17 protein-coding genes and 1 pseudogene are annotated in these 21,892 nt (G+C 44.8%); 16 read left to right on the top strand and 2 right to left on the bottom strand.

Annotation, left to right across the window (positions count from 1 at the left end):
- The 13 genes and pseudogenes from HMPREF1039_RS02575 to ppk1 form a co-directional block, all read left to right on the top strand.
- A partial coding sequence (locus HMPREF1039_RS02575; protein WP_007390824.1) for a YadA-like family protein occupies positions 1–4,565 on the top strand: 4,565 nt, incomplete at its 5' end.
- Positions 4,566–4,813: 248 nt separating this feature from the next.
- Complete coding sequence (gene obgE, locus HMPREF1039_RS02570; RefSeq protein WP_007390833.1) at positions 4,814–6,088, top strand: GTPase ObgE; 1,275 nt, start codon at positions 4,814–4,816, stop codon at positions 6,086–6,088.
- 17 nt (positions 6,089–6,105) lie between these two features.
- Entirely contained in the window at positions 6,106–6,399 is a 294-nt protein-coding gene (locus HMPREF1039_RS02565) for a YhbY family RNA-binding protein (RefSeq protein WP_007390821.1), read from the top strand.
- A gap of 12 nt (positions 6,400–6,411) precedes the next feature.
- The gene (gene proB / locus HMPREF1039_RS02560; RefSeq protein ID WP_007390836.1) at positions 6,412–7,542 is read left to right on the top strand and encodes a glutamate 5-kinase; all 1,131 of its coding nucleotides are present in this window, start codon (positions 6,412–6,414) and stop codon (positions 7,540–7,542) included.
- Positions 7,543–7,556: 14 nt separating this feature from the next.
- Positions 7,557–8,804 carry a glutamate-5-semialdehyde dehydrogenase gene (locus HMPREF1039_RS02555; protein WP_007390819.1) on the top strand — a complete coding sequence of 416 codons (1,248 nt, stop codon included), beginning with the start codon at positions 7,557–7,559 and terminating at the stop codon, positions 8,802–8,804.
- A complete protein-coding gene (locus HMPREF1039_RS08130; RefSeq protein ID WP_007390826.1) occupies positions 8,801–8,962 on the top strand; it encodes a hypothetical protein in 162 nt (53 codons plus the stop codon). The genes HMPREF1039_RS02555 and HMPREF1039_RS08130 overlap by 4 nt, the downstream gene beginning before the upstream one ends.
- Entirely contained in the window at positions 8,949–9,572 is a 624-nt protein-coding gene (gene nadD / locus HMPREF1039_RS02550) for a nicotinate-nucleotide adenylyltransferase (protein WP_007390823.1), read from the top strand. Before HMPREF1039_RS08130 ends, nadD begins: the two co-directional genes overlap by 14 nt.
- Complete coding sequence (yqeK, locus tag HMPREF1039_RS02545) at positions 9,548–10,153, top strand: bis(5'-nucleosyl)-tetraphosphatase (symmetrical) YqeK (RefSeq protein ID WP_007390828.1); 606 nt, start codon at positions 9,548–9,550, stop codon at positions 10,151–10,153. The genes nadD and yqeK overlap by 25 nt, the downstream gene beginning before the upstream one ends.
- Positions 10,150–11,304, top strand: coding sequence for an LCP family protein (locus HMPREF1039_RS02540; protein ID WP_007390830.1), 1,155 nt, complete (start codon positions 10,150–10,152; stop codon positions 11,302–11,304). The genes yqeK and HMPREF1039_RS02540 overlap by 4 nt, the downstream gene beginning before the upstream one ends.
- A gap of 14 nt (positions 11,305–11,318) precedes the next feature.
- Positions 11,319–11,696 (top strand): ribosome silencing factor, encoded by a 378-nt coding sequence (rsfS, locus tag HMPREF1039_RS02535; RefSeq protein ID WP_007390822.1) that lies wholly within the window; start codon positions 11,319–11,321, stop codon positions 11,694–11,696.
- A 2-nt stretch (positions 11,697–11,698) separates the two neighbouring features.
- Positions 11,699–12,577: a CvfB family protein gene (locus HMPREF1039_RS02530; protein ID WP_007390835.1), complete on the top strand. Its 879-nt coding sequence runs from the start codon at positions 11,699–11,701 to the stop codon at positions 12,575–12,577.
- Between the two features lie 172 nt (positions 12,578–12,749).
- Positions 12,750–14,291, top strand: a complete 1,542-nt coding sequence (locus HMPREF1039_RS02525) for a Ppx/GppA phosphatase family protein (RefSeq protein WP_007390825.1) — start codon at positions 12,750–12,752, stop codon at positions 14,289–14,291.
- 3 nt (positions 14,292–14,294) lie between these two features.
- Positions 14,295–16,389: pseudogene (ppk1, locus tag HMPREF1039_RS08575) on the top strand (polyphosphate kinase 1).
- Positions 16,390–16,576: 187 nt separating this feature from the next.
- On the opposite strand, the gene gltS reads toward ppk1, so the two are convergent.
- A complete protein-coding gene (gene gltS / locus HMPREF1039_RS02515) occupies positions 16,577–17,839 on the bottom strand; it encodes a sodium/glutamate symporter (RefSeq protein ID WP_007390820.1) in 1,263 nt (420 codons plus the stop codon).
- Positions 17,840–17,975: 136 nt separating this feature from the next.
- A complete protein-coding gene (locus HMPREF1039_RS02510) occupies positions 17,976–19,175 on the bottom strand; it encodes a tRNA(Met) cytidine acetate ligase (RefSeq protein WP_007390831.1) in 1,200 nt (399 codons plus the stop codon).
- A 194-nt stretch (positions 19,176–19,369) separates the two neighbouring features.
- Here HMPREF1039_RS02510 and HMPREF1039_RS02505 point away from each other — a divergent pair, with 194 nt between their 5' ends.
- The 3 genes from HMPREF1039_RS02505 to HMPREF1039_RS02495 are packed head-to-tail and all read left to right on the top strand — an operon-like array spanning position 19,370 to position 21,858.
- Positions 19,370–19,906 carry a hypothetical protein gene (locus HMPREF1039_RS02505; protein WP_007390832.1) on the top strand — a complete coding sequence of 179 codons (537 nt, stop codon included), beginning with the start codon at positions 19,370–19,372 and terminating at the stop codon, positions 19,904–19,906.
- 29 nt (positions 19,907–19,935) lie between these two features.
- Positions 19,936–21,135 carry an acetate/propionate family kinase gene (locus HMPREF1039_RS02500; RefSeq protein ID WP_007390837.1) on the top strand — a complete coding sequence of 400 codons (1,200 nt, stop codon included), beginning with the start codon at positions 19,936–19,938 and terminating at the stop codon, positions 21,133–21,135.
- Positions 21,136–21,168: 33 nt separating this feature from the next.
- Complete coding sequence (locus HMPREF1039_RS02495; RefSeq protein ID WP_007390827.1) at positions 21,169–21,858, top strand: HAD family hydrolase; 690 nt, start codon at positions 21,169–21,171, stop codon at positions 21,856–21,858.
- Positions 21,859–21,892 lie beyond the last annotated feature (34 nt).

Genomic DNA, 21,892 nt, shown 5'->3' with positions numbered 1-21,892 from the left:
CGTATCGCTTATCGGATACACCCGTATTCGGAGAAAAAGCAGTACCGGGAGAAGCCGGTAAACCGGGTAAAGACGGTAAAGTGGAAGTTATCGGGAAAGACGGCAGTGCGGTCGTTATCAACGGTAAAGACGGTTCTATCGGCTTGAACGGTAAAGATGGACAAAACGGAGTAACTATTCGCGGCGTTGACGGAAAGAATGGAGAAAAAGGTGAAAAAGGCGTAGACGGAAAAGATATCAATCGTATTGTGACGGTAGATCCGAATGGAACGACACATCAATTAGCTACCTTGAATGACGGCTTGAAATTTGCCGGTAATGTAGGAAACTTCTACTCCAAACTGAATGAGACCGTGGAAATCGTTGGTGGCGTTACGGTCGGGAAAAATGAAAAGGCAGAAGATAAACTGACTGATGAAAATATCGGTGTGGTTGCTACGAAAGAAAAAGATAAAAACGGCAAAGATAAGAACGGTAAATTGGATATTAAACTGGCAAAGGACTTGAAGAAATTGTCAAGTGCCGAATTTATCAAGACAGAAACTACTCCGGACGGAAAGGTCAAAGTCATAGCCAAGACGACTATTGACAGTAACGGTATGACTGTTGGTAACGATTCAGATACAAGCAAGAATGTCAGCCTGACCAAAGACGGACTCAATATGGCTGAACAGGAAATTAAGAATGTCAAAGAAAGTACGACAGTTACTAATGCCGCTACGGTAGGACAAGTGAATGCAGCCAAGAAAGAAGCCATGGATACATTAACGGCAGGATTTGATGTCAAGGCCGGAACGGTAACAGGAAACGTTTCCTTAAAAGCCAATGAAAAACCGACGGTTGAATTTTTGTCAGCCGGAAACGGTTTATCTGTAGACTTGACGACGGATGCAGCAACGCATACCCAAAAAATCACGTATCGCTTATCGGATACACCCGTATTCGGTGAAAAAGCAGTACCGGGAGAAGCCGGTAAACCGGGTAAAGACGGGAAAGTGGAAGTTATCGGGAAAGACGGCAGTGCGGTCGTTATCAACGGTAAAGACGGTTCTATCGGCTTGAACGGTAAAGATGGACAAAACGGAGTAACTATTCGCGGCGTTGACGGAAAGAATGGAGAAAAAGGTGAAAAAGGCGTAGACGGAAAAGATATCAATCGTATTGTGACGGTAGATCCGAACGGAACGACACATCAATTAGCTACCTTGAATGACGGCTTGAAATTTGCCGGCAATGTAGGAAACTTCTACTCCAAACTGAATGAGACCGTGGAAATTGTCGGTGGTGTTACGGTAGGAAAAACTGAAAAAGCGGAAGATAAACTGACCGATGAAAATATCGGTGTGGTTGCTGAGAAAGAAAAAGATAAAAACGGCAAAGATAAGAACGGTAAATTGGATATTAAACTGGCAAAGGACTTGAAGAAATTGTCAAGTGCCGAATTTATCAAGACAGAAACTACTCCGGACGGAAAGGTCAAAGTCATAGCCAAGACGACTATTGACAGTAACGGTGTGACTGTTGGTAACGATTCAGATACAAGCAAGAATGTCAGCCTGACCAAAGACGGACTCAACATGGCTGAACAGGAAATTAAGAATGTCAAAGAAAGTACGACAGCTACTAATGCCGCTACAGTAGGACAAGTGAATGCAGCCAAGCAAGCAGCTATGGATATATTAACGGCAGGCTTTGATGTTAAGGCAGGAAATGTAAAAGAAACTGTTTCCTTGAAAGCTGATGAAAAACCGACTGTTGAATTTTTGTCTGACGGGAACGGCTTATCTGTCGATTTGTTGACGGATGCAGCAACGCATACCCAAAAAATCACGTATCGCTTATCGGATACACCGGTATTTGGTGAAAAAGCGGTACCGGGAGAAGGCGGTAAGCCGGGTAAAGACGGTAAAGTGGAAGTTATCGGGAAAGACGGCAGTGCTGTTGTTATCAACGGTAAAGACGGCTCTATCGGCTTGAACGGTAAAGATGGAAAAGACGGTATCGGCATTAACGGCAAAGACGGCGGTTCTATCACCATTCACGGAACGGACGGAAAAGACGGAGAAAACGGAGTAACGATTCGTGGTATTGACGGCAAGAACGGAGAAAAAGGTGAAAAAGGCGTAGACGGAAAAGATATCAATCGTATTGTGACGGTAGATCCGAACGGGACGAAACATCAAGTAGCTACCTTGGATGACGGCTTGCAATTTGCCGGCGACAGCGGAGATGCTATTGCGAAGAAATTGAATGAAACCGTTACTATTTCCGGCGGCGTAACAGATGAAAGCAAGTTGACGGATAATAACATCGGTGTGGTGGCTAAAGATGGAAAGCTTAATGTAAAATTAGCCAAGAATCTAGACGGTTTGGAAAGTGCTACGTTTACCAAGACCGTTAAAAGTGGCGGTAAAAAGGAAACTACGAGTACCGTTATTAATGATTTGGGAACAACGGTTACGGATAAAGACGGCAATACCAATCAAACGACTGCCGGCGGTACGGTCATTCAAACTAAAGACGGCAAAGAAAAGGTAGAAATCAATAAAGACGGTATTACCATTACGGACGTCGGAGATAATACACCTGCTAATCCGAGAAAGACGATTTCTTTGACGAAGGACGGATTCGATAACGGCGGCAATAAAATTACCAATATTGCAGACGGTATGTCTGATAACGATGCGGCTACAGTAGGTCAAGTAAAGGCAGCCAAGAAAGAAGCAATGGATACATTAACGAAAGGCTTTGATATTAAAGCAGGAAATGTAACAGGAAATGTTTCCTTGAAAGCGAATGAAAAACCGACGGTGGAATTCTTATCCGCCGGGAATGGCTTATCTGTAGACTTGACGACGGATGCAAAAACGCATACCCAAAAAATTACGTATCGTTTATCGGATACACCGGTATTTGGTGAAAAAGCAGTACCGGGAGAAGCCGGTAAACCTGGTAAAGACGGGAAAGTGGAAGTTGTCGGGAAAGACGGCAGTGCTGTCGTTATCAACGGTAAAGACGGTTCTATCGGTTTGAACGGGACAAATGGACAAAATGGTCTTTCCATTCGCGGTGAAAAAGGCACGGAAGGAAAACCGGGTGTAGACGGGACAACCATTAAGCGCCTTGTCATTACCGATCCGGATGGGAAGAATCCGCACGCTGTGGCTACTTTGGATGACGGCTTGCAATTTGCCGGCGACAGCGGAGATGCTATTGCGAAGAAATTGAATGAAACCGTTACTATTTCCGGCGGTGTAACAGATGAAACCAAGTTGTCCGATAATAACATCGGTGTGGTGGCTAAAGATGGAAAGCTTAATGTAAAATTAGCCAAGAATCTAACCGGTTTGGAAAGTGCTACGTTTACCAAGACGGTTGAAAAGAATGGTAAGAAAGAAACTACGAGTACCGTCATCAATGATTTAGGAACGACGGTTACGGATAAAGACGGCAATACCAATCAAATGACTGCCGGCGGTATCACGATTACTACCAAACAAAAAGACGGTAAAGAAAATACCGTATCCTTAACAAAAGACGGTTTGAACAACGGCGGAAAGAAGATTGTACAAGTAGCGGACGGTGATCTCAGCGATAAGAGTCAAGATGCTGTTACAGGGAAGCAATTATATGCTACCAATCAGCGCCTTGAAAAAACGGATAAGGCGTTGCAAAACGGTATAGACTTTAAAGTCGGCAAGGATACGTATACTGCAAAACTCAGTGGGGACAAAGCACCCGAGCTTTCCTTTAGCGGTGGCGACAATATAACGGCGAACTTGAAGGATCAAACTATACAGTACAGTCTGAACAAAGATATTAACGTAAACAGTGTGACTGCCGGTACTACGAGTATGAACGGCGAGGGAATAAAAATTAAAGGACAAGGACAAGGAACGGCGGACATATCTTTGACGGCACAAGGGCTGAATAACGGCGGTAAAAAGATTCGCGCCGTTGCCGACGGTCTCATTGCACCGAACAGTACCGAAGCGGTTACAGGCAGACAGTTGTATCAAACCAATGCGGGAATTGTTCGGATATCGGATGATGTTATGCGGGTAGGTGCCGGCGCAGCTGCTTTGGCGGCCTTGCATACACAGGACTTCGATCCTGCCGATAAATGGGATTTTGCTGCCGGGTACGGAAACTATAAATCCGCCAATGCGTTGTCGTTGGGAGCATTTTATCGTCCTAATGAACGGACTACGTTCAGTGTGGGCAGTGCCTTTGGCAGCGGTGCCAACTTTATTAATGCCGGCGTTACGATTAAATTGGGAGACGGAAAATATATCGGTACTTCCAAGGCGGCTTTGGTAAAAGCGGTAGAAGATCAACAGCAGGAAATTGATCGACAAAAACAAAAATTGCAGTCTCAGTCGGCAGAAATTCAAAACTTGCAGCAGCGAGATACGGCGAGAACGGCGGAAATGGAGGCGTTAAAAGCAAAAGATGCGCAACGGGATGCGGAATTAAAAGCATTAAAAGCAAAAGATGCGCAACGGGATGCACAAATTCAAAAGATGATGCAGTTGCTCGTACAACTTCAAAAATCTAAAAAATAACCATAGGTCAAACGGTTCCCTTTTACAGACGTAAGAGGGAACCGTTTTTATAAATCGTACGGCGGCGGGCAGGGGCGTCCTAAAAAAATTACAAAAATACTTTACATATAGGTGATTTTGCATTAAAATTAATACAATAGTATAGCCAGGACAGATAGACAGGAGACATGGTAGATGGATGCTGTGTCTCTTTGTGTTTATGTGACTGCAATTTTTATTATTTTTATACTAACAGCATGAGGTGTAGGATGTTTATTGATAGAGCCAGAATTTTTGTACAATCCGGCAAGGGCGGCGACGGCATGAGCAGTTTCCGCCATGAAAAGTTTGTGCCCAAAGGCGGACCTAACGGTGGCGATGGCGGGCAAGGCGGCGACGTAGTGTTGGTAGCCGATCGCAATGTCAATACGTTGGTGGATTTTCGTTATCGGCGATTGTTTAAGGCCAAACCGGGCGGCAACGGGCAGTCGAGCAATAAATACGGCAGAGATGCGGCGGCCTTGGAAATTACCGTTCCTTTAGGCACGGTAGTACGCGAAGAAGAAAGCGACCGAGTGATTGCCGATTTAAGTCGCGACGGACAGCGGGCGGTGGTAGCTAAAGGCGGTCGCGGCGGTCGCGGCAATTGGCATTTTCGTACGAGTGCCAATCGGACGCCGACGTTTGCCGAAAAAGGAGAACCGGGCGAAGAACGTTGGTTGAAAATGGAATTAAAAGTGTTGGCCGATGTGGGGTTGTTGGGGTATCCCAGTGTGGGGAAGTCCAGTATTTTGCGTAAAGTTTCAGCGGCACAACCGGAAGTGGCGGCGTATCATTTTACCACGTTAAATCCTATTTTAGGGGTAGTCGATTTAAGCGAACATCGCAGTTTCGTTATGGCGGACATTCCCGGGTTAATTGACGGTGCGGCGGAAGGCGTCGGATTGGGGCATGATTTTTTGCGTCATATTGAACGCACCAAGATTTTAATTCATGTGTTGGATGTTTCCGGCATGGAAGGCCGAGATCCGTTGGAAGATTATGAAAAGATAAATGCCGAACTTGCTAAATATAGTGAAAAATTAATCAAGAAAAAACAGCTTATTGCCGCTAATAAAGTGGATTTATTGGCAGCGGATCGGGAGATGCTGACACGGGTGGAAAGCTATATGGCGGCGCGCGGACAAGAAGTATTTCCTATTTGCGCCTTAACCGGAGAGGGACTGGAAGCGTTATTGGAGCGAGTTTGGACCTTGGTTGAAACCTATGAGGAAGAACCGGAAGAAAATACGGAAGAAGTCGTGTATCGCGCAAAAGATACGACCGATTTTGTTATTTCCCGTGCCGATGACGGGGCTTTTGTTATTACCGGCGCCCGTATTGAAAATCTGGTCGCCATGACAAATTTTGACGATGAGCAATCGTTGCGACGGTTTCAACGTATTTGGCGGTATATGGAATTAGATAAAATGTTGCGTGAAAAAGGGATTCACGAAGGGGATACAGTACGAATTTATGAAATGGAATTTGAATATCAAGTATAAAGAAGGAGATTGGCATCGTGACAGGAAAAGATAAAAAAATGTTAAAAGCAATGGGCAGTCAATTGCCGGCAGTTGTGCAAATCGGTAAAGAAGGATTATCCGCGGCCGTCATAGACAGCGCGCGGGCGGTATTGACGGCCCGGGAATTAATTAAAGCGCATGTGTTACCGAATGCCGGAGGGGATACCGAAGAAATTTTACATGAATTATCGACTATGTTGGGAGCGGAACTGATTCAGGTAATCGGTCGTTACGGTATTCTTTTTAAAAAGAAAAAAGATAAGTCTCATTTTGCGTACATCGGAAAGTAAGGTGGAAACCGGATGGATGAGGCACGGAAGGCTCTGAAAGAGAAAAAAAGAATTGTTGTCAAAGTTGGTTCCAGTACGTTAACGTATGCTACCGGTAAATTGAATTATCATCGCCTGGAACGATTGGCCCGAGAAATTTCCGATTTGGCGAATCAGGGAAAGGAAATGATTCTTGTATCTTCCGGCGCGGTCAGTGCCGGAATGGGTCCTTTGGGGCTGACGGCAAGACCGCGCACGATTCGGGAAAAGCAGGCGGTGGCCGCAGTCGGACAGGGCGTATTGATGCATATGTATGAAACTATGTTTCGTGAATACGGACAAACGGTTGGACAAGTCTTGTTGACGCGTATGGACGCGCAAGAACGCAGTAAGTTTATGAATTCTCGCAACACTTTATTAACCATGATCGCCATGGGCGTTATTCCTATTATTAATGAAAATGATGTAGTTGCTATTGATGAATTTAAAATCGGTGATAATGATACTTTATCGGCGATGGTGAGTACGATTATTGATGCGGATTTATTAATTATTCTTTCCGATGTGGACGGTTTATATACGGCCAATCCGCAAACTCATGCGGAGGCACGGATTATTCCCGTTGTCGAAACCATTGATCGCCATTGTTATGATATTGCCGGCGGCGCCGGTACGGAACGGGGAACGGGCGGTATGTATACTAAAATTCAGGCGGCCGCATTGGCCACGTCCGCGCATATTGATATGGTCATTGCTTCCGGAGAAGAAGATGGAGTATTACGGCGAATTTGTTGCGGCGAATCTGTCGGTACTTTATTTAAAGCAAAAGATGCCGCCCTGCATTCCAAAAAAAGATGGCTGTTATCGGGCAGCAAGGCGGCAGGTACCATAACGGTGGATCAGGGTTGTCGGGAAGCGATTGTGTCCCATGGCTCAAGTCTTTTGCCGGTAGGGATAACGGCGGTAAAAGGGGCGTTTCATGAAGGCGATATTGTTTCTCTGGTGTATGACGGTATAGTGATTGCCAAAGGGATTGTCAATTATGACGCCGCCGATATTCAGGCTATTTCGGGGCATAAAAGTGAAGAGATTAGAGTTATTTTAGGACATGACGGGGCATATGAAGAAGTCATACATCGAGATAATTTAGTCGTCATGCAGTAGAATGGAGGCATAGTATGGAATCGGAAGCGGTACAAAAAGCACGGTTGGCGCAACGTGCGGCACGGGTGTTGGCACAAATCGATACACCCCAAAAAAATAAAGCGTTGGCGGCGATTGCCGATGCGTTGGAACAGCAGGTTGACTATTTGTTGACGGCCAATCGCAAAGATATGGAAGCGGCGAAAATACGCGGTATTTCAGAGGCCATGTTGGATAGATTGACATTGACACCGGCACGTATTCGGGCGATGGCGGAAGGCGTGCGGCAAGTCGTGCAGTTGCAGGATCCGGTGGGAAAAATCGTGTCTTCTTGGGAAACCGACGGGCATTTGAAGATAACCAAGGTAACAGTTCCGCTCGGCGTTATTGCGATTATTTTCGAATCTCGCCCCAATGTAACGGTAGATGCGGCCGTGCTTTGTTTAAAATCGGGCAATGCCTGTGTATTACGCGGCGGTAGTGAAGCGATTCATTCCAATACGGCCTTGGTCCGCGTAATTCGGCAGGGATTACGGGCGGCGGCTTTACCGGAAGACGGCGTGGCATTGCTTGAAAATACGGATCGCGCGTTAGTAAAAGAGTTATTAACCTTGCGGAAATATGTGGACTTGGCAATTCCGCGCGGCGGCGCCGGATTGATTCAAATGGTAGTACAAACGGCGACCGTACCGTGTATTGAAACAGGGAGCGGCATTTGTCATGTGTATGTCGATAAAGCGGCGGATTTGGATATGGCGGTTCGCATTGCGGAAAATGCGAAGGTTTCCCGTCCCTCCACTTGTAATGCCATGGAAACCTTATTAGTACACAAGGATATTCTGCAGCCGTTTTTAAAAAAATTATTGCCCGTTTTACAAAAAGACAGGGTAACCATACGCGGGGACCGGGAAGTGCAAGCCTGTGGCGTTATGGAGGCGGCTACGGAACAAGATTGGCGGACGGAATATAACGCTTTAATTTTATCCGTTAAAACCGTACCGTCTTTAGAAGCGGCTCTGGCACATATTCAACAGTACGGCACGCATCATTCCGAAGCGATTGTCACGACGGATAAAAAGACGGCGGATCTCTTTTTACAGCGTGTAGATGCGGCGGCAGTATATGTAAATGCTTCTACGCGTTTTACAGACGGCTTTGAATTCGGGTTCGGGGCGGAAATCGGCATTAGTACACAAAAGTTACATGTACGCGGACCGATGGGATTGGAAGCCCTGGTATCTTATAAATATCGTATTCAGGGACAAGGACAGATTCGCCTATGAAACGGTTGCTTTTCGGGTATATGCGGACCTGGAAACAATATTGTCAAGCCCCGAAAACGAAATATGAATGGCGGTATTATAAAATTTTGTTCGTAATGTATGCGGCAGGAGCGGCAATTCTTTTGGGAGGTATCTATTTTTATCGTGGCGGCCATTAATATAGGTATTATGGGGGGGACGTTCAATCCGATTCATTATGGTCATTTAATGATTGCGGAAGAAGCACGACAACAATTGCAATTGGCGAAGGTGATCTTTATGCCTTCTTATCGCACGCCGCATAAGGAAATGGTGGGACCGACTGCGCGGCAACGGTGGGAAATGACCCGCTTGGCCACTGCCGATAATCCGTACTTTTATGTCAGCGATTGGGAGATTCGTCGGCGCGGAGCGTCCTATACGATTGAAACCTTGCGATATTTTCGCGATAAATGGGGCGAGCAAGTGACGTTATTTTTTATTTCCGGCACCGATACGGTTCACGATCTCATTCATTGGAAAAAACCGTACGAAATTTTATCCGCCTGCTATGTAGTAGGGGCCGTACGTCCCGACGGCAGTGAAAATATTACCGCTTCCGTGCAGCAATTCGGTGCTTTGGGAAAAAAGATTATAAAACTTCCGGTACCGACGATGGCCATTTCTTCCACGCTGATACGCAAACGCTTGCAGGAAGGGCAATCGATTCGCTATTTAGTTCCTTTGACAGTACAAAAGTATATAGAAAAAAACGGGGTGTATGCATGTTTGGAGAAACAGATAAAATAAAGATACGGCAAGCATTGCAGGCGGATTTAACACCGCACCGCTATCGGCATGTATTGGGGGTGGCGGCGGCAGCGTGCCGGTTGGCGACAAGATACGGCTATGATAAAGATCGTGCGGAAGTCGCCGGATTGTTACATGATGCGGCAAAACAAATTCCTTTGACGGAGATGCAGGCGTTGGCGCGGGCTTCTTTCGGCAATTCTTTGGCCTCGGAAATTATGGCTTCCGATAATTTATTGCATGGGTATGCGGCCGTCACGATTGCACGAGAACGTTTCGGTATTGTTGATGAAGAGGTATTGGCGGCGTTGGCGCATCATACAACCGGAGCTTTGCAAATGGGAGTATTGGAAAAAATTATTTTTTTGGCCGATTATATTGAAGTGAATCGTGATTTTGAAGGCGTACAAAAGTTACGTATGTTGGCGGAAAAAGATTTGGATACCGCCGTATTGGCCGGATACGATTCTACGCTTCAGCATTTAATAACGGCACAGCAACATATTTATGTAGGTACGGTAGCCAATCGCAATGCGTTGTTACAACGCATGCAAGAAAGAAAAAGAAGGGCGGAAGTATGAAGAAAGACAGGAAAACCGAACGGCGTCCGTTGCATCCCAAAGTAATCGGGAGACGGCGGCGATTTAAACGTTGGGGATATATTATTATTTTTTTGTGTATTTGCATCGGCCTTCTGACAGCGGCTCGCAGCCATTATCAGACAACCCGTGCGCAACAACTGCAAACGGAAATGGCGGCCGTACAAAACGGTTCGTCTAAAAGTTTTTCGCAAATGAGCCCGGATATGCCGCTATATATGTTGTTGGTAGGCGTAGATAAAGAAAAACCGCAGCAAGCCAATTTTATTGCTGTTGCCGCTATTAATACGGCAAAGCAACATGTAGATTTTATTATGTTGCCGGACACTACCAAAGTGGATAGCCGCCAAGATGATAAAAGTGAATATTTGCGAGATGTGTATGGGGAAGGCGGACTGCCTTTGTTACAAGCGGTAGTAGAAGATATTTTTCATATTCCGATTCCTTTTTATGCCGTATTTACGGAAGACACGTTTTCCCGACTGCTGGAGATGAATAACGGGTTTTCCATGTATGTAGAAAAACCGATGTATCATGGAGATAAAAACGGCCATACGGAATTTAATATATTTCAAGGCTATCAGCGGTTGAACGGGCAAGAGGCGGTCGGCTATATGCGGTACTTGGATGCTGACGGAGAAATAGCACGTGTACAACGGCAGGAACGGTTGGTGAAATTATTTTACCAAACGCGCCGACAACATTGGGGTTGGACAAATATGCTGTTTATGTATCGTTTTTGGAATCATGTTCAATCCAATATTAAAACGAAGGATATGGCAAAATTGGCGTACACCTTCAGTCATGCGGGAAGTACGCAAATAAAATTTTATATTTTACCGGGAGAAGCGGATACGGGCGCTACGGGGTATTGGATTTTTGATCCTGTAGAAGTACAAAAATTGATTGGCACAACGAATAATGCCATTGCTTCTCCGCCATCTACGACACCTTCGGAGACGATGAATACAGGCGAAGACACGACGACAGGTGATGCGCCGGCTTCTTCCTCGTCGTCCGGAAAAGAAGCGGTGACGCCGGCTTTATCGCAACATCAAGAGAAAAAGAAACAACATGTACGGATAAAAAACAGTAAAAAAAATAATTCTCCAAGTAAGCAAAGGGGAATATGAAAAGGAGACAAAACATGCCTATTATAAAAAAAGAAACACCTGCAGTACAACCGTGTACGGTGTATGAAATTGCGGCGCAGGCGGCGGATGAAAAAAAAGCTTGGAATATTACGATTTTAAATATAGAAGAATCCTCTCTTATGGCGGATTATTTCGTCATTTGCAGCGTACGTAATGAGCGTATGGCGCGCAGTGTGGCCGATGCGGTAGAAGAAGCGTTGGCGCTTCAAGGGCATTCGGTAACGCACAAAGAAGGATATCATACAGGAAAATGGATTTTGCTTGATGCGGGTATCGTAGTGATTCATATTTTTGTAGAAAATGAACGACAATATTATGGGATAGAAGATCTTTGGGGTGATGCAAAGCGGATTCCGTTTGCAGGTGAATAATGATGGCATCTTTATTACAAGAAAACAGTTTAGCGACTTTAAAAGTGTTGCGTGCCGGTGAAGCGGGAGTTTTTTTAGACGGGCAAACCGGCAATACGAATGATGATATTTTGCTTCATAAAAATCAACAGACGCGACCGGTAACTGTGGGGGAAACGGTGGACGTGTTTTTATATCATGATCCGGCGGGCAGATTGACTGCCAGCATGCGTCTGCCGCGTATTAAGATCGGGCAAATAGGTTATGCGCCGGTCATTAATACGACCCGTTTCGGCGCCTTTGTGGAAGTGGGGACGGAACGCGGTATTTTTATGCCTTTTGCCGAAATGAAAGGCCGACCTAAAGAAGGCGAATATGTGTGGGTCAAGTTGTATGAAGATAAATCTCATCGGCTGGCGGTTTCTATGGAAGTGGAAGATGAAATGCGACGTGCGTCTCGTGCCGCTGCCGATGCCGTCATCGGGGATTGGGTAGAAGGCGCGGTATATAATATTACCGATCAAGGGGCATATTTAATGACGCGAGAACGATGGATCGCCTTTTTACATCGCAGTGAATTTACCGGTCCGATTCTTTTGGGACAATTTTTAAAAGGACGTATTGTCCATATACGGGACGATGGACGTATTAATATTTCTTTACGTCACGTAAAGGAAGAAGCGTTGGATCCGGACGGAGAAAAAATTATCGTTTTTTTACAGCAACGACACGGTAAAATGCCGTATGGCGATAAAACGCCTCCGGCAGTGATTAAAGCAAAATTCGGTCTCAGTAAAGCCGCTTTTAAGCGGGCGTTGGGACATTTGATGAAAGAACATAAAGTTTATCAAGAAGACGGGTGGACCTATCTTACTTCCGAACAGGATACCGTCTCGCTTTAACCGTTCCGTATACGCAGGGCATACAAAAGGAGTGACCGCCATAAAAGGCGGCACTCCTTTTGTATCGGCATTACGACGGGTAATTTACCTGTATATATTTTTTAACATTCCCATTTTCCGGTCTCTTCATGTATAATAGAAGTAACGAATGAAATATAAATGAGGGATGAACATGAAGGGGCATAAAAAAAGAATGGTCGGTATTATCCATATCGGTACAGTAAATATGACATTAAAGATTATTTCCTATACTTCCTTGGATGCCATGGAAACGATTGAAAGCGTTTCACAAGAAATACGCTATGGCAGTGACGTATTTATCAGCCACCATGTCACCTTTGCGTCTTTACAGGAAATATGCCGTATTTTATCGGGATTTAAGCAACTGTTACGAGATTATGCGGTTACGGATGTACGGGTCATTTCCACGACGGCTATTCGTAAAGCGGATAATTTATTGAATGTATTGGACCAAATTTATATTCGTACGGGATTTTCTGTAGAAGTGATTCCTATGACAAAAGAAATTTATTATAAATTTTTCGGATTATATTATCGTATTTCTACGGGGAATTTCGCCTTTTCCGAATATCCGGCAGTCTTATTGGATATTACGTCCGGCGGGGTAGGGCTGACTTGTTGGCAAGATCGGGATCTGTTGTTTCAGCAGAATGTGCCGATCGGTTCATTACAATTATTATCTCATTTTACAGAACGGCAACGAAATGAATCGGAATTTCCGGAAGTTATACGGGAGTATATTTATGGGACCTTATCTTCTTTGTGGCCGCGCGTACGATGTTATAAGAGCACGTATATTATCTTGTCCGGGAGGGCCGCCATGCTCATTGCCCGCATGTTGGGCTATACTGATACGAAGAGAAGTATTCGTATTACTCCGCAGGAATTGCGGGATTTTGTCGGCGCCTTTCATGGCGTTACTTCTTTTAAACTGCAAAAACGGTACGGTTTATCGGAACATTTAGCTAATATTATTATGTCTACCTTAGTATTATATGATGAATTATTGCGATATATTTCCATTGCGCATATTGTGATTATGGACACTACCTTTACTGCGGGATATTCGTTATATTATGTAGCGGAAGCAACAAAGCATCCGTACTTGCAACAACAACAAAGATTATTGTTAACACTAACGCGACATATTGCCGATAAATATGTACCGGATCCGGCACATTCACAACGGGTGGAACGATTTTGCCGACAAATTTTTGATACTGTATATGCGAAAAACGGCATGACGGAACGACACGGATATATCTTGCAGATGGCGGCGGTTTTACATGAAATCGGTAAATTTATCAATATTCGCAAACATCCGCAATGTACCCGGCAATTGGTGCGGCATACGGATATGTTCGGTCTTAGCGAAGCGGAACAGGAAATTTTGTCTTATGTAGTATATTATGGCGTCGGCACGGGAAAAAAAGAATTGCCGTCCATCCCATCGTTGCCGCCTGTACAACAGATTGCGGCGGATAAATTAATAGCCGTGTTTCGGTTGGCGGATGCGCTGGATAAAAGTCATTTAGGAAAAATTCTTACGTTACAGGTAGTGCCGAAAGGAAAAGAGTTGCAATTTCACTATACGGCGGAAGAGGATATACCTCTCGAACGTTGGGCTTTTAAACAAGCTGCCGTTCGTTTTGCAGAAACATTCGGTGTGTCGCCGTATTTGCAGAAAGGATAAATTATGTCAAAATATGAAGCACATGAATATTTTTTGAATCGAGAATGTACGTGGCTGAAATTTAATGAACGGGTATTGCGGGAAGCTGTCGTGCCTTCCAATCCGTTATTGGAGCAGTTGAATTTTATCGCCATTGCCGCTTCCAATTTAGATGAATTTTTTATGATTCGCGTTGCCGGCGTAAAGCATTTAATTGAAAGCGGTATTAAACATATTGATATTGCCGGCCTTACACCGCGTCAACAATTTGCCGCCATTCAGGCGATGGCGCATGAATTGGTGCATACACAATATCGGTATTGTCGCAGTATTTTAACGCGTTTACGGGATAAAGGCCTGGAATTTGTAAAGGTGCAAGACTTAACGGCGGAACAGAACCGGTGGTTGGAAGATTTTTTTACGCGTGAAATATATCCGGTAGTCACTCCGATGGCGGTAGATTCCAGTCATCCGTTTCCTTTTTTGGCCAGTTTGAATTTAAACCTGGCAGTTTTGCTGCGAAAGCGGGACGGGGCGGTGAAAACGGCCATATTGCCGGTTCCGTCACCGGTTATTCGACGCATTGTAAAGGTTCCGGGAACTAAAAATCCGAAACAATATTTATTTTTAGAAGATATTTTAGCGGCATATGCAGAGCGATTTTTTTTAGGTTGCGATATTTTGGAAGCCGTGCCGTTTCGTGTTACTCGGGATGCGGATTTGGATATAGACGAAGATGTGGAAGATTTATTGGCGGAAGTGGAAAAATCATTAAAAAAAGAAAAAAAGGCGCTGCAGTTCGGTTGGAAATATCCCAATCCGCCAGTCGTTTAATCAAAGAATTTTTACGTAAAGAATTGCAATTGGAAGAACGGGATATGTATATGATACCGGGGCCTTTGGATTGTCAAGTGTTTTTTCCTTTTTAAGTATAGAAAGTGATGAAACGCTTCGCTATGTGCCGTTTCGCCCGCAACCGTCGTTTGAATTGGCGGAATTGGGAGAGCCGGACTTATGGAAAGCGATTTCGGCACGGGATATTATGGTCCATCATCCGTATGAAAAATTTGAAACGATTGAAGACTTCATTCACCTGGCAGCGATGGATCCGGATGTCCTGGCAATTAAGCAAACGTTATATCGGGTAAGCAGCAAATCTCCCATTATTGCGGCGCTGGCTACGGCGGCTGAAAACGGGAAACAAGTAACGGTGCTGATGGAAGTAAAAGCGCGGTTTGATGAAGAAAATAATATTAATATGGCACGTAAATTGGAAGAAGCCGGTTGTCATGTTATTTATGGTATTGTAGGGTTGAAAACGCATTCAAAAATTACCTTGATTGTGCGTCGGGAAGAAGACGGTATTAAACGCTATGTTCATTTAGCTACCGGCAACTATAACGGTAAAACCGCCAGAATTTATACGGATATAGGGATTTTAACCGCCAATCCCCTGATAGGCGCGGATGCTTCCGCCTTTTTTAATTTTTTGTCCGGGTACTCCGATCCGCCGGAATGGAATAAATTGGCTGTTGCTCCTTTAAATTTACGAGAACGAATTTATGAAGAAATCGATCAGGAAATCGCTTGGGCAAAAGCCGGCAAAAAAGCCGTGATTCAAGCGAAGATGAATTCTCTGTTGGATAAATCGGTAATCGCCAAACTGTATGAGGCTTCTGTGGCAGGCGTGACGATACAACTTATTATACGTGGGATATGTGTGTTACGTCCCGGCGTGAAAGGGATCAGTGAGAATATTGAAGTGCGCAGTATTGTAGGGCGTTTTTTGGAACATAGTCGTCTGTTTTATTTTTATAATAACGGCAAAGAAGATGTATTTATCTCTTCCGCCGATTGGATGCCGCGAAATTTAAATGAACGTGTTGAATTAATGGTTCCTATTGAATATGCACCGCATAAAAAACGGATTAAAGATATATTGTCGCTATATTTGCGGGACAATACGAAAGCGTATCATATGGAAGCCGACGGTTCGTATCAGTATGTTTCCGGGAAGCCGGCGGATGAAACGGTACAGGCACAAGAGTATTTACAGCATGAAGCGGAACAGCGCAGGCGTCGATTTCATCAGGAGAAGGAAGGCCCTTTGTATCGGTAAAAATAAAAACGGCATTTTTCAGACCATAAAAAGATAAAAAACGGTTCGCGTAGTAAAAGATACGCGAACCGTTTTTTTATCCGGGTGTTTTTTCGGAAATATCCCGGTGTATAAAGGAGAATTGCGCCATTGTGCATCCGGCTTTTGAAAATTTGTCGTTATCCGTCTCGTATAAGCACGCTTTCGATTATCGAAAGAGATTTAAGAAAAACATTAAGACGGAAGCATTGACGGGATCAATGATTAAAGACCCGATCAGAGGAATAACAAAGAAAGCGGCCGGTGCCGGTCCGAACAGTTTCGTCATAGCCGTCATATTCGCAATGGCGTTGGGGGTGGCGCCCAAGCCGAAACCGCAGACGCCGGAAGCCATAACGGCAGCTTCATAATTTTTACCCATTATGCGATATACAAGAAAATACGCAAATCCGGCGATACATAGGGTTTGAATTGCCAAGATCGCCATCATGGGTAAGGCCAGTGCATAGAGTTGCCAAAGTTGCAGCCCCATAAGCACACAGGTCAGAAAAATAGTTAAACCGATATTTCCCAGTACTTCACTTTCCCGTTGATACACTTTGTACACATGGGTGAAATCGGCAATATTTCGAATAATTGCCGCCATCAGCATGGAGCCGATATACGCCGGAAAGATGAGACCTAACGCTACAAATCCCTTACTAATCAGCGTTCCCAACCCCATGGCCAATCCTAAATGGGCCATGCCGTGCATAAAACGATGGTTATTAATAGATTGCCCGCACCGACATTCATGCTCCAACGCATGTTGCGCATCTTCACGATGATCAACAATTGCTTCCAACATTTCCCGCTCCGGTTGCAGATATTCGGGATCCAGTCGTTCATTCGGCTCCCAGCTGTGCAGATGAAATTTTTTTACCAAGGTTTCTCCTACAGGGCCCCCGATAATTCCGCCGGAAACGAGACCGAAAGTAGCGGCAGCTACTGCAATGGTCGTACCGTTTGCCAAACCCATGTTTTCTAAAACGGGTCCGAAAGCGGCCGCGGTTGCATGACCGCCGATCATGGGAATCGAGCCGGTGGCCAGTCCCATAAGCGGCCCGAGATGAAAGATGTGCGTTAAAGAAAGACTGATCAGATTTTGTAAGATAATTAAAAATACGGTAATTGCCGCCATTTTTAATACGGCAATACCGCCTCTGCGAATCAAGCTGACACTGGCAGTATAGCCGACACTGGTAAAAAACAGCATCATGCATAGCTGCTGCATCGTTAAATCTACTTTAAAAGTCCAAATGCCCTGCGTGTATAAAACACAGTTGACGATTGCGAACAGCAAGCCGCCGACAACCGGTGCGGGAATGCAATATTGTCGTAAAACCGCAATTTTTTCACAAAGAAAAACGCCGACATAATAGACGGCAATAATCGCACCTAGAGACTGAAACATATTTAAACCGACAGACATAAAAGATACCACCTCATTACATTATTTAATCGTTTTAATGATGCCTCCGAGCTTCATTATACATAATTAGTATACCATAATACGCATAGACGGGACAACTTCCGCAAAATTTTGCAATAGACAGTTTTCCTATATATTAAGGGAGAATACAGGGCTTATGATAGAAATCGGCTAACCCTTGGCGAAATTGCGGATTATGAAAAGATAAGTATTGCAAATCGGTAGCTGCGTGATCGAATTGTAAACACCGGCGTAATAAGGGCGCGCCCTGTTTCATAAACGGCGCCGGGCGATAAATACAGGGCAAAGTACAATTTTTTTCTTTTAAATATGTACGTCCTCGTTGGGTGTTTCCTAAAAGACGAATATAAGACGGGCCTTCTTCATATACTTGTACAAAAAGCTCACGTGTTGCCTGTAAGGCTACATAAGCGCCCATACGACAGAGACGACGATACGAATACCGTTTAGTTTTTAAGGCCTGCAACGCGTTGTCCCATGTGGCGGCTTGGGTTACACAACGTATCCAGCGGTGTTCCAACCCTTCCGTAAACGCCGGCACATGTTGCAGTCGGGCGGCAGTATAACGGCGACCGGCATATAAAACAAAATCGCCGTACCGATTATAATCGGTATATTGACCGCTCCGGATAAGGTGTTGCATTTCCTCCTGATAGGCAGGCGGAATATATTTTTTTACGTCCTGCAGGCCTCTTGTCGGTAACGCGGAACGAAGAAAAGAAGCACTGGCAAATTCATTGGTCGGCGTTTGTTGATCGTGACGACTTTTGCGACAAAAGGTGTGCAGTTTTATATGCGGCGCATAGCGTTGTATGGCCAGGGCGTATTCTCCCGCCAACAGCGCATTGGGCGCTTGCAGTAATGCTTGCTGTGACGGGGAAAGATGCGGTTGCAGTTGTCGGGTCATATACGTTCCGTAGGTTTGGGAGGTTCGGTGTAAGGGAAAATGTTCAACATTCGCTCTTAGTTCGGCCAAATGCATAAAATCTTCCGCTGTACCGATTTCGGTTCCGCAGGCTAAATGCGTGCAGCCTACGGCCGCTGCCAAGCGCACCGCTCCGGCGGCAAAGAACGGGGCGGCCGAGAGGGCATATACGGTCGGCAATTCTACAACTATATCCGCTCCCGCTCGGAGTGCCCACGAGGTGCGTTGCCATTTGTCGAATAAAGCGGGTTCACCACGTTGTACAAAAGAACCGCTTAGAATAATAACAACGGGAACCGTTGGGCCGTAGTGGCGGCGTATTTGCTGTAAAAGTGCCGCATGCCCTGTATGAAAAGGATTAAATTCCGCAATAATACCGATAAGATCCATACTGTCTCCTTGTTGTATAAGATAAACATAGTATACTACCGGTAGAATATGTATGCCAAGATACGCTCGAAGGGAAACGGTGATTTTTGCGGAAATATGATAAATTTCCGCATTTAGGAAAGAAATATCTTTTTACAATGAAGGTAATATGCTATAATAATACCAGTCTGTAGAAAGCATGATAGGTGGTTAGAATGAAATGTAAACCTTGGGCGACAGCAGCCGTTATTGTTGCAACCGCACTGGTGTTAAGCGGGTGCGGCCGACAAACTGTATTGGAAACATATAGTTTCGGACAGGTACAATTAAAAGTAGGTAATTCTGAATTATACATGGCCAGTCCGTTTGATTTGGGGCGTGTAAAACGACAGGATGACCCGGGGATTATTTACGGCGGTGAAGATCGCCATTTGACGGTGATTGCGTTGGCGGAACCGGCAAATACGACAACCGTTGAACAATCTGCGGCCGATTTAATCACTATGTTACAACAGACAGCGGAGATTTCCGATCTGCAAACGAAGAGTAAGCCGACCATGATTGGCAACCGTCCCGCTTTGGAAGTCACTTGTCAATACAATAAGCTGACCGACGGACAGGCGATTGGCATTATTATGCGCAGTCTCTTCTTTGAAGATAAAGGTCAAATTTGGCACATTCAATATGCCTATCGTTCGGATGACGTCTTGGGAAAGGCGGCTATTGAACGGGTGTTTGGCCATATACAATAATTAGATTATATGAAAGAAGGTAAATTTTCATGATCGTATTGGTCGTTAATTGCGGCAGTTCTTCATTAAAATATCAATTAGTGGATATGAAGAACGAAGAAGTAATGGCAAAAGGTTTGGTAGAACGTATCGGTTTGGAAGAAGGTATTCTTACACATAAATGGCAGGGTAAGAAGAAAGAATTGAAACAACCGATTCCGGACCATAATGTAGCTGTAAAGTTGGTATTGGAATCTTTGACGGATAAAGAATGCGGGGTCATTGCATCGATGGATGAAATTGATGCGGTCGGTCATCGTGTGGTCCACGGCGGGGAAAAATTCGCTTGCTCCACTTTAATTACAGATGCGGTAATGGATGCTTTAAATGAATGTGTGGACATGGCACCGTTGCACAATCCGCCCAACATTATCGGGATTAATGCGTGCAAGGCCATTATGCCGCAGGTACCGCAAGTAGGCGTATTTGATACGGCGTTTCATCAGACCATGCCGGCTAAGGCCTTTATGTACGGGTTACCGTATGAATTATACACGGAAGACGGCATTCGTCGTTACGGCTTCCACGGCACCAGCCATCGCTATGTTGCCGGTGAAACGGCACGTGTTATGGGCGTGCCGTTAGAAAAGTTGCGTATTATCAACTGCCACTTGGGTAACGGGTCTTCATTGGCGGCTATTAAATATGGAAAGAGTATTGATACAACTATGGGCTTTACTCCGTTGCCGGGAGTTTTAATGGGCACGCGTTGCGGCGATATCGATCCCGCTATTGTTCTGCATGAAATGGAACGTCGCCATTTGTCCGCCAAAGAAATGGATACCTTAATGAACAAGAAATCCGGGGTATTGGGAATTTCCGGCGTATCCAGCGATTTTCGCGATTTGGGTGAAGCTGCGGCCAAGGGAAATGAACGTGCGAAATTAGCATTGGATATGTTCCATTATCAAGTTCGTAAAGCTATCGGCGCGTTAGCTGCCGCCATGGAAGGGGTAGATGTGATCACCTTTACTGCCGGCGTCGGTGAAAACGGTATTGAAGATCGCGCCGCTATTTGTCGCGGTTTAGCATATTTAGGTGCAAAATTGGACGAAGAACGTAATAACGTACGCGGTAAAGATGCGTTAATCAGTACTGATGATTCTACGGTCAAGATGTATGTCATTCCTACGAATGAAGAAATCATGATCGCTCGCGATACACGGGATATTGTTTCACAAATAAAATAAACGAAATTCGCTAAACGATAGCAGAGGTGCAAGGTGAAAATCATATATTGGGATATAGACGGAACACTTTTAAATACAGGGAGTGCCGGTTTGTATGCCATGACGGAAGTATTTCAACAACTTCATGGTAAGGATACTCCGATGCCTATGATTGCGGCCGGCGGACGTACGGATAATTATATTTGTCAACAATTGTTGTACAAGGCACATGGTGTCATGCCGACAGATACGGAAGTGCAAGAGTTTTGTCGTCATTATGAAGCGACCTTATTAAAATGGTTACGAAAAAAAGGCAAGAATGGCGGTGTGTTTTCACAAGTTCGCCCGCTTCTTTCGTATTTGGACGGGTTAAAAAATGTCACACAGCTGCTTTTAACCGGCAACAGTGAAGAAGGCGCCCGTTTAAAGTTGGAATTTTTTGCCCTGGCATCTTACTTTGATTTTTCCGTTTCAGGATTTGCCTGCAATTTTTATTATCGTGACGATTTAGCCCGAAATGCGTATAAAATTGCCAAAAATACATGGGGAAGCGAGATAGAAGAAATAGTTGTTATCGGTGATACGCCCTATGATATTCAGTGCGGCAAAGCGATTGGTGCCAAGACCGTCTCCGTAGCAACCGGGCATTATTCGTATGAGGCATTGAAAGCGTGTAATCCATGGATCGTGACGGAAGTGTTACCGTCTCCGAAAGACTTTGCAGCCTTATTAAAATTACTATAAAAAAAACACTGTCATAGTACTATGACAGTGTTTT

The sequence above is a fragment of the Megasphaera lornae genome (assembly GCF_000214495.1).
In the GTDB taxonomy this organism is placed as follows: Bacteria; Bacillota; Negativicutes; order Veillonellales; family Megasphaeraceae; genus Megasphaera; species Megasphaera lornae.
The sequence above is the reverse complement of the archived record's forward strand: the minus strand, read 5'-3'. Positions and strand labels throughout refer to the sequence as shown.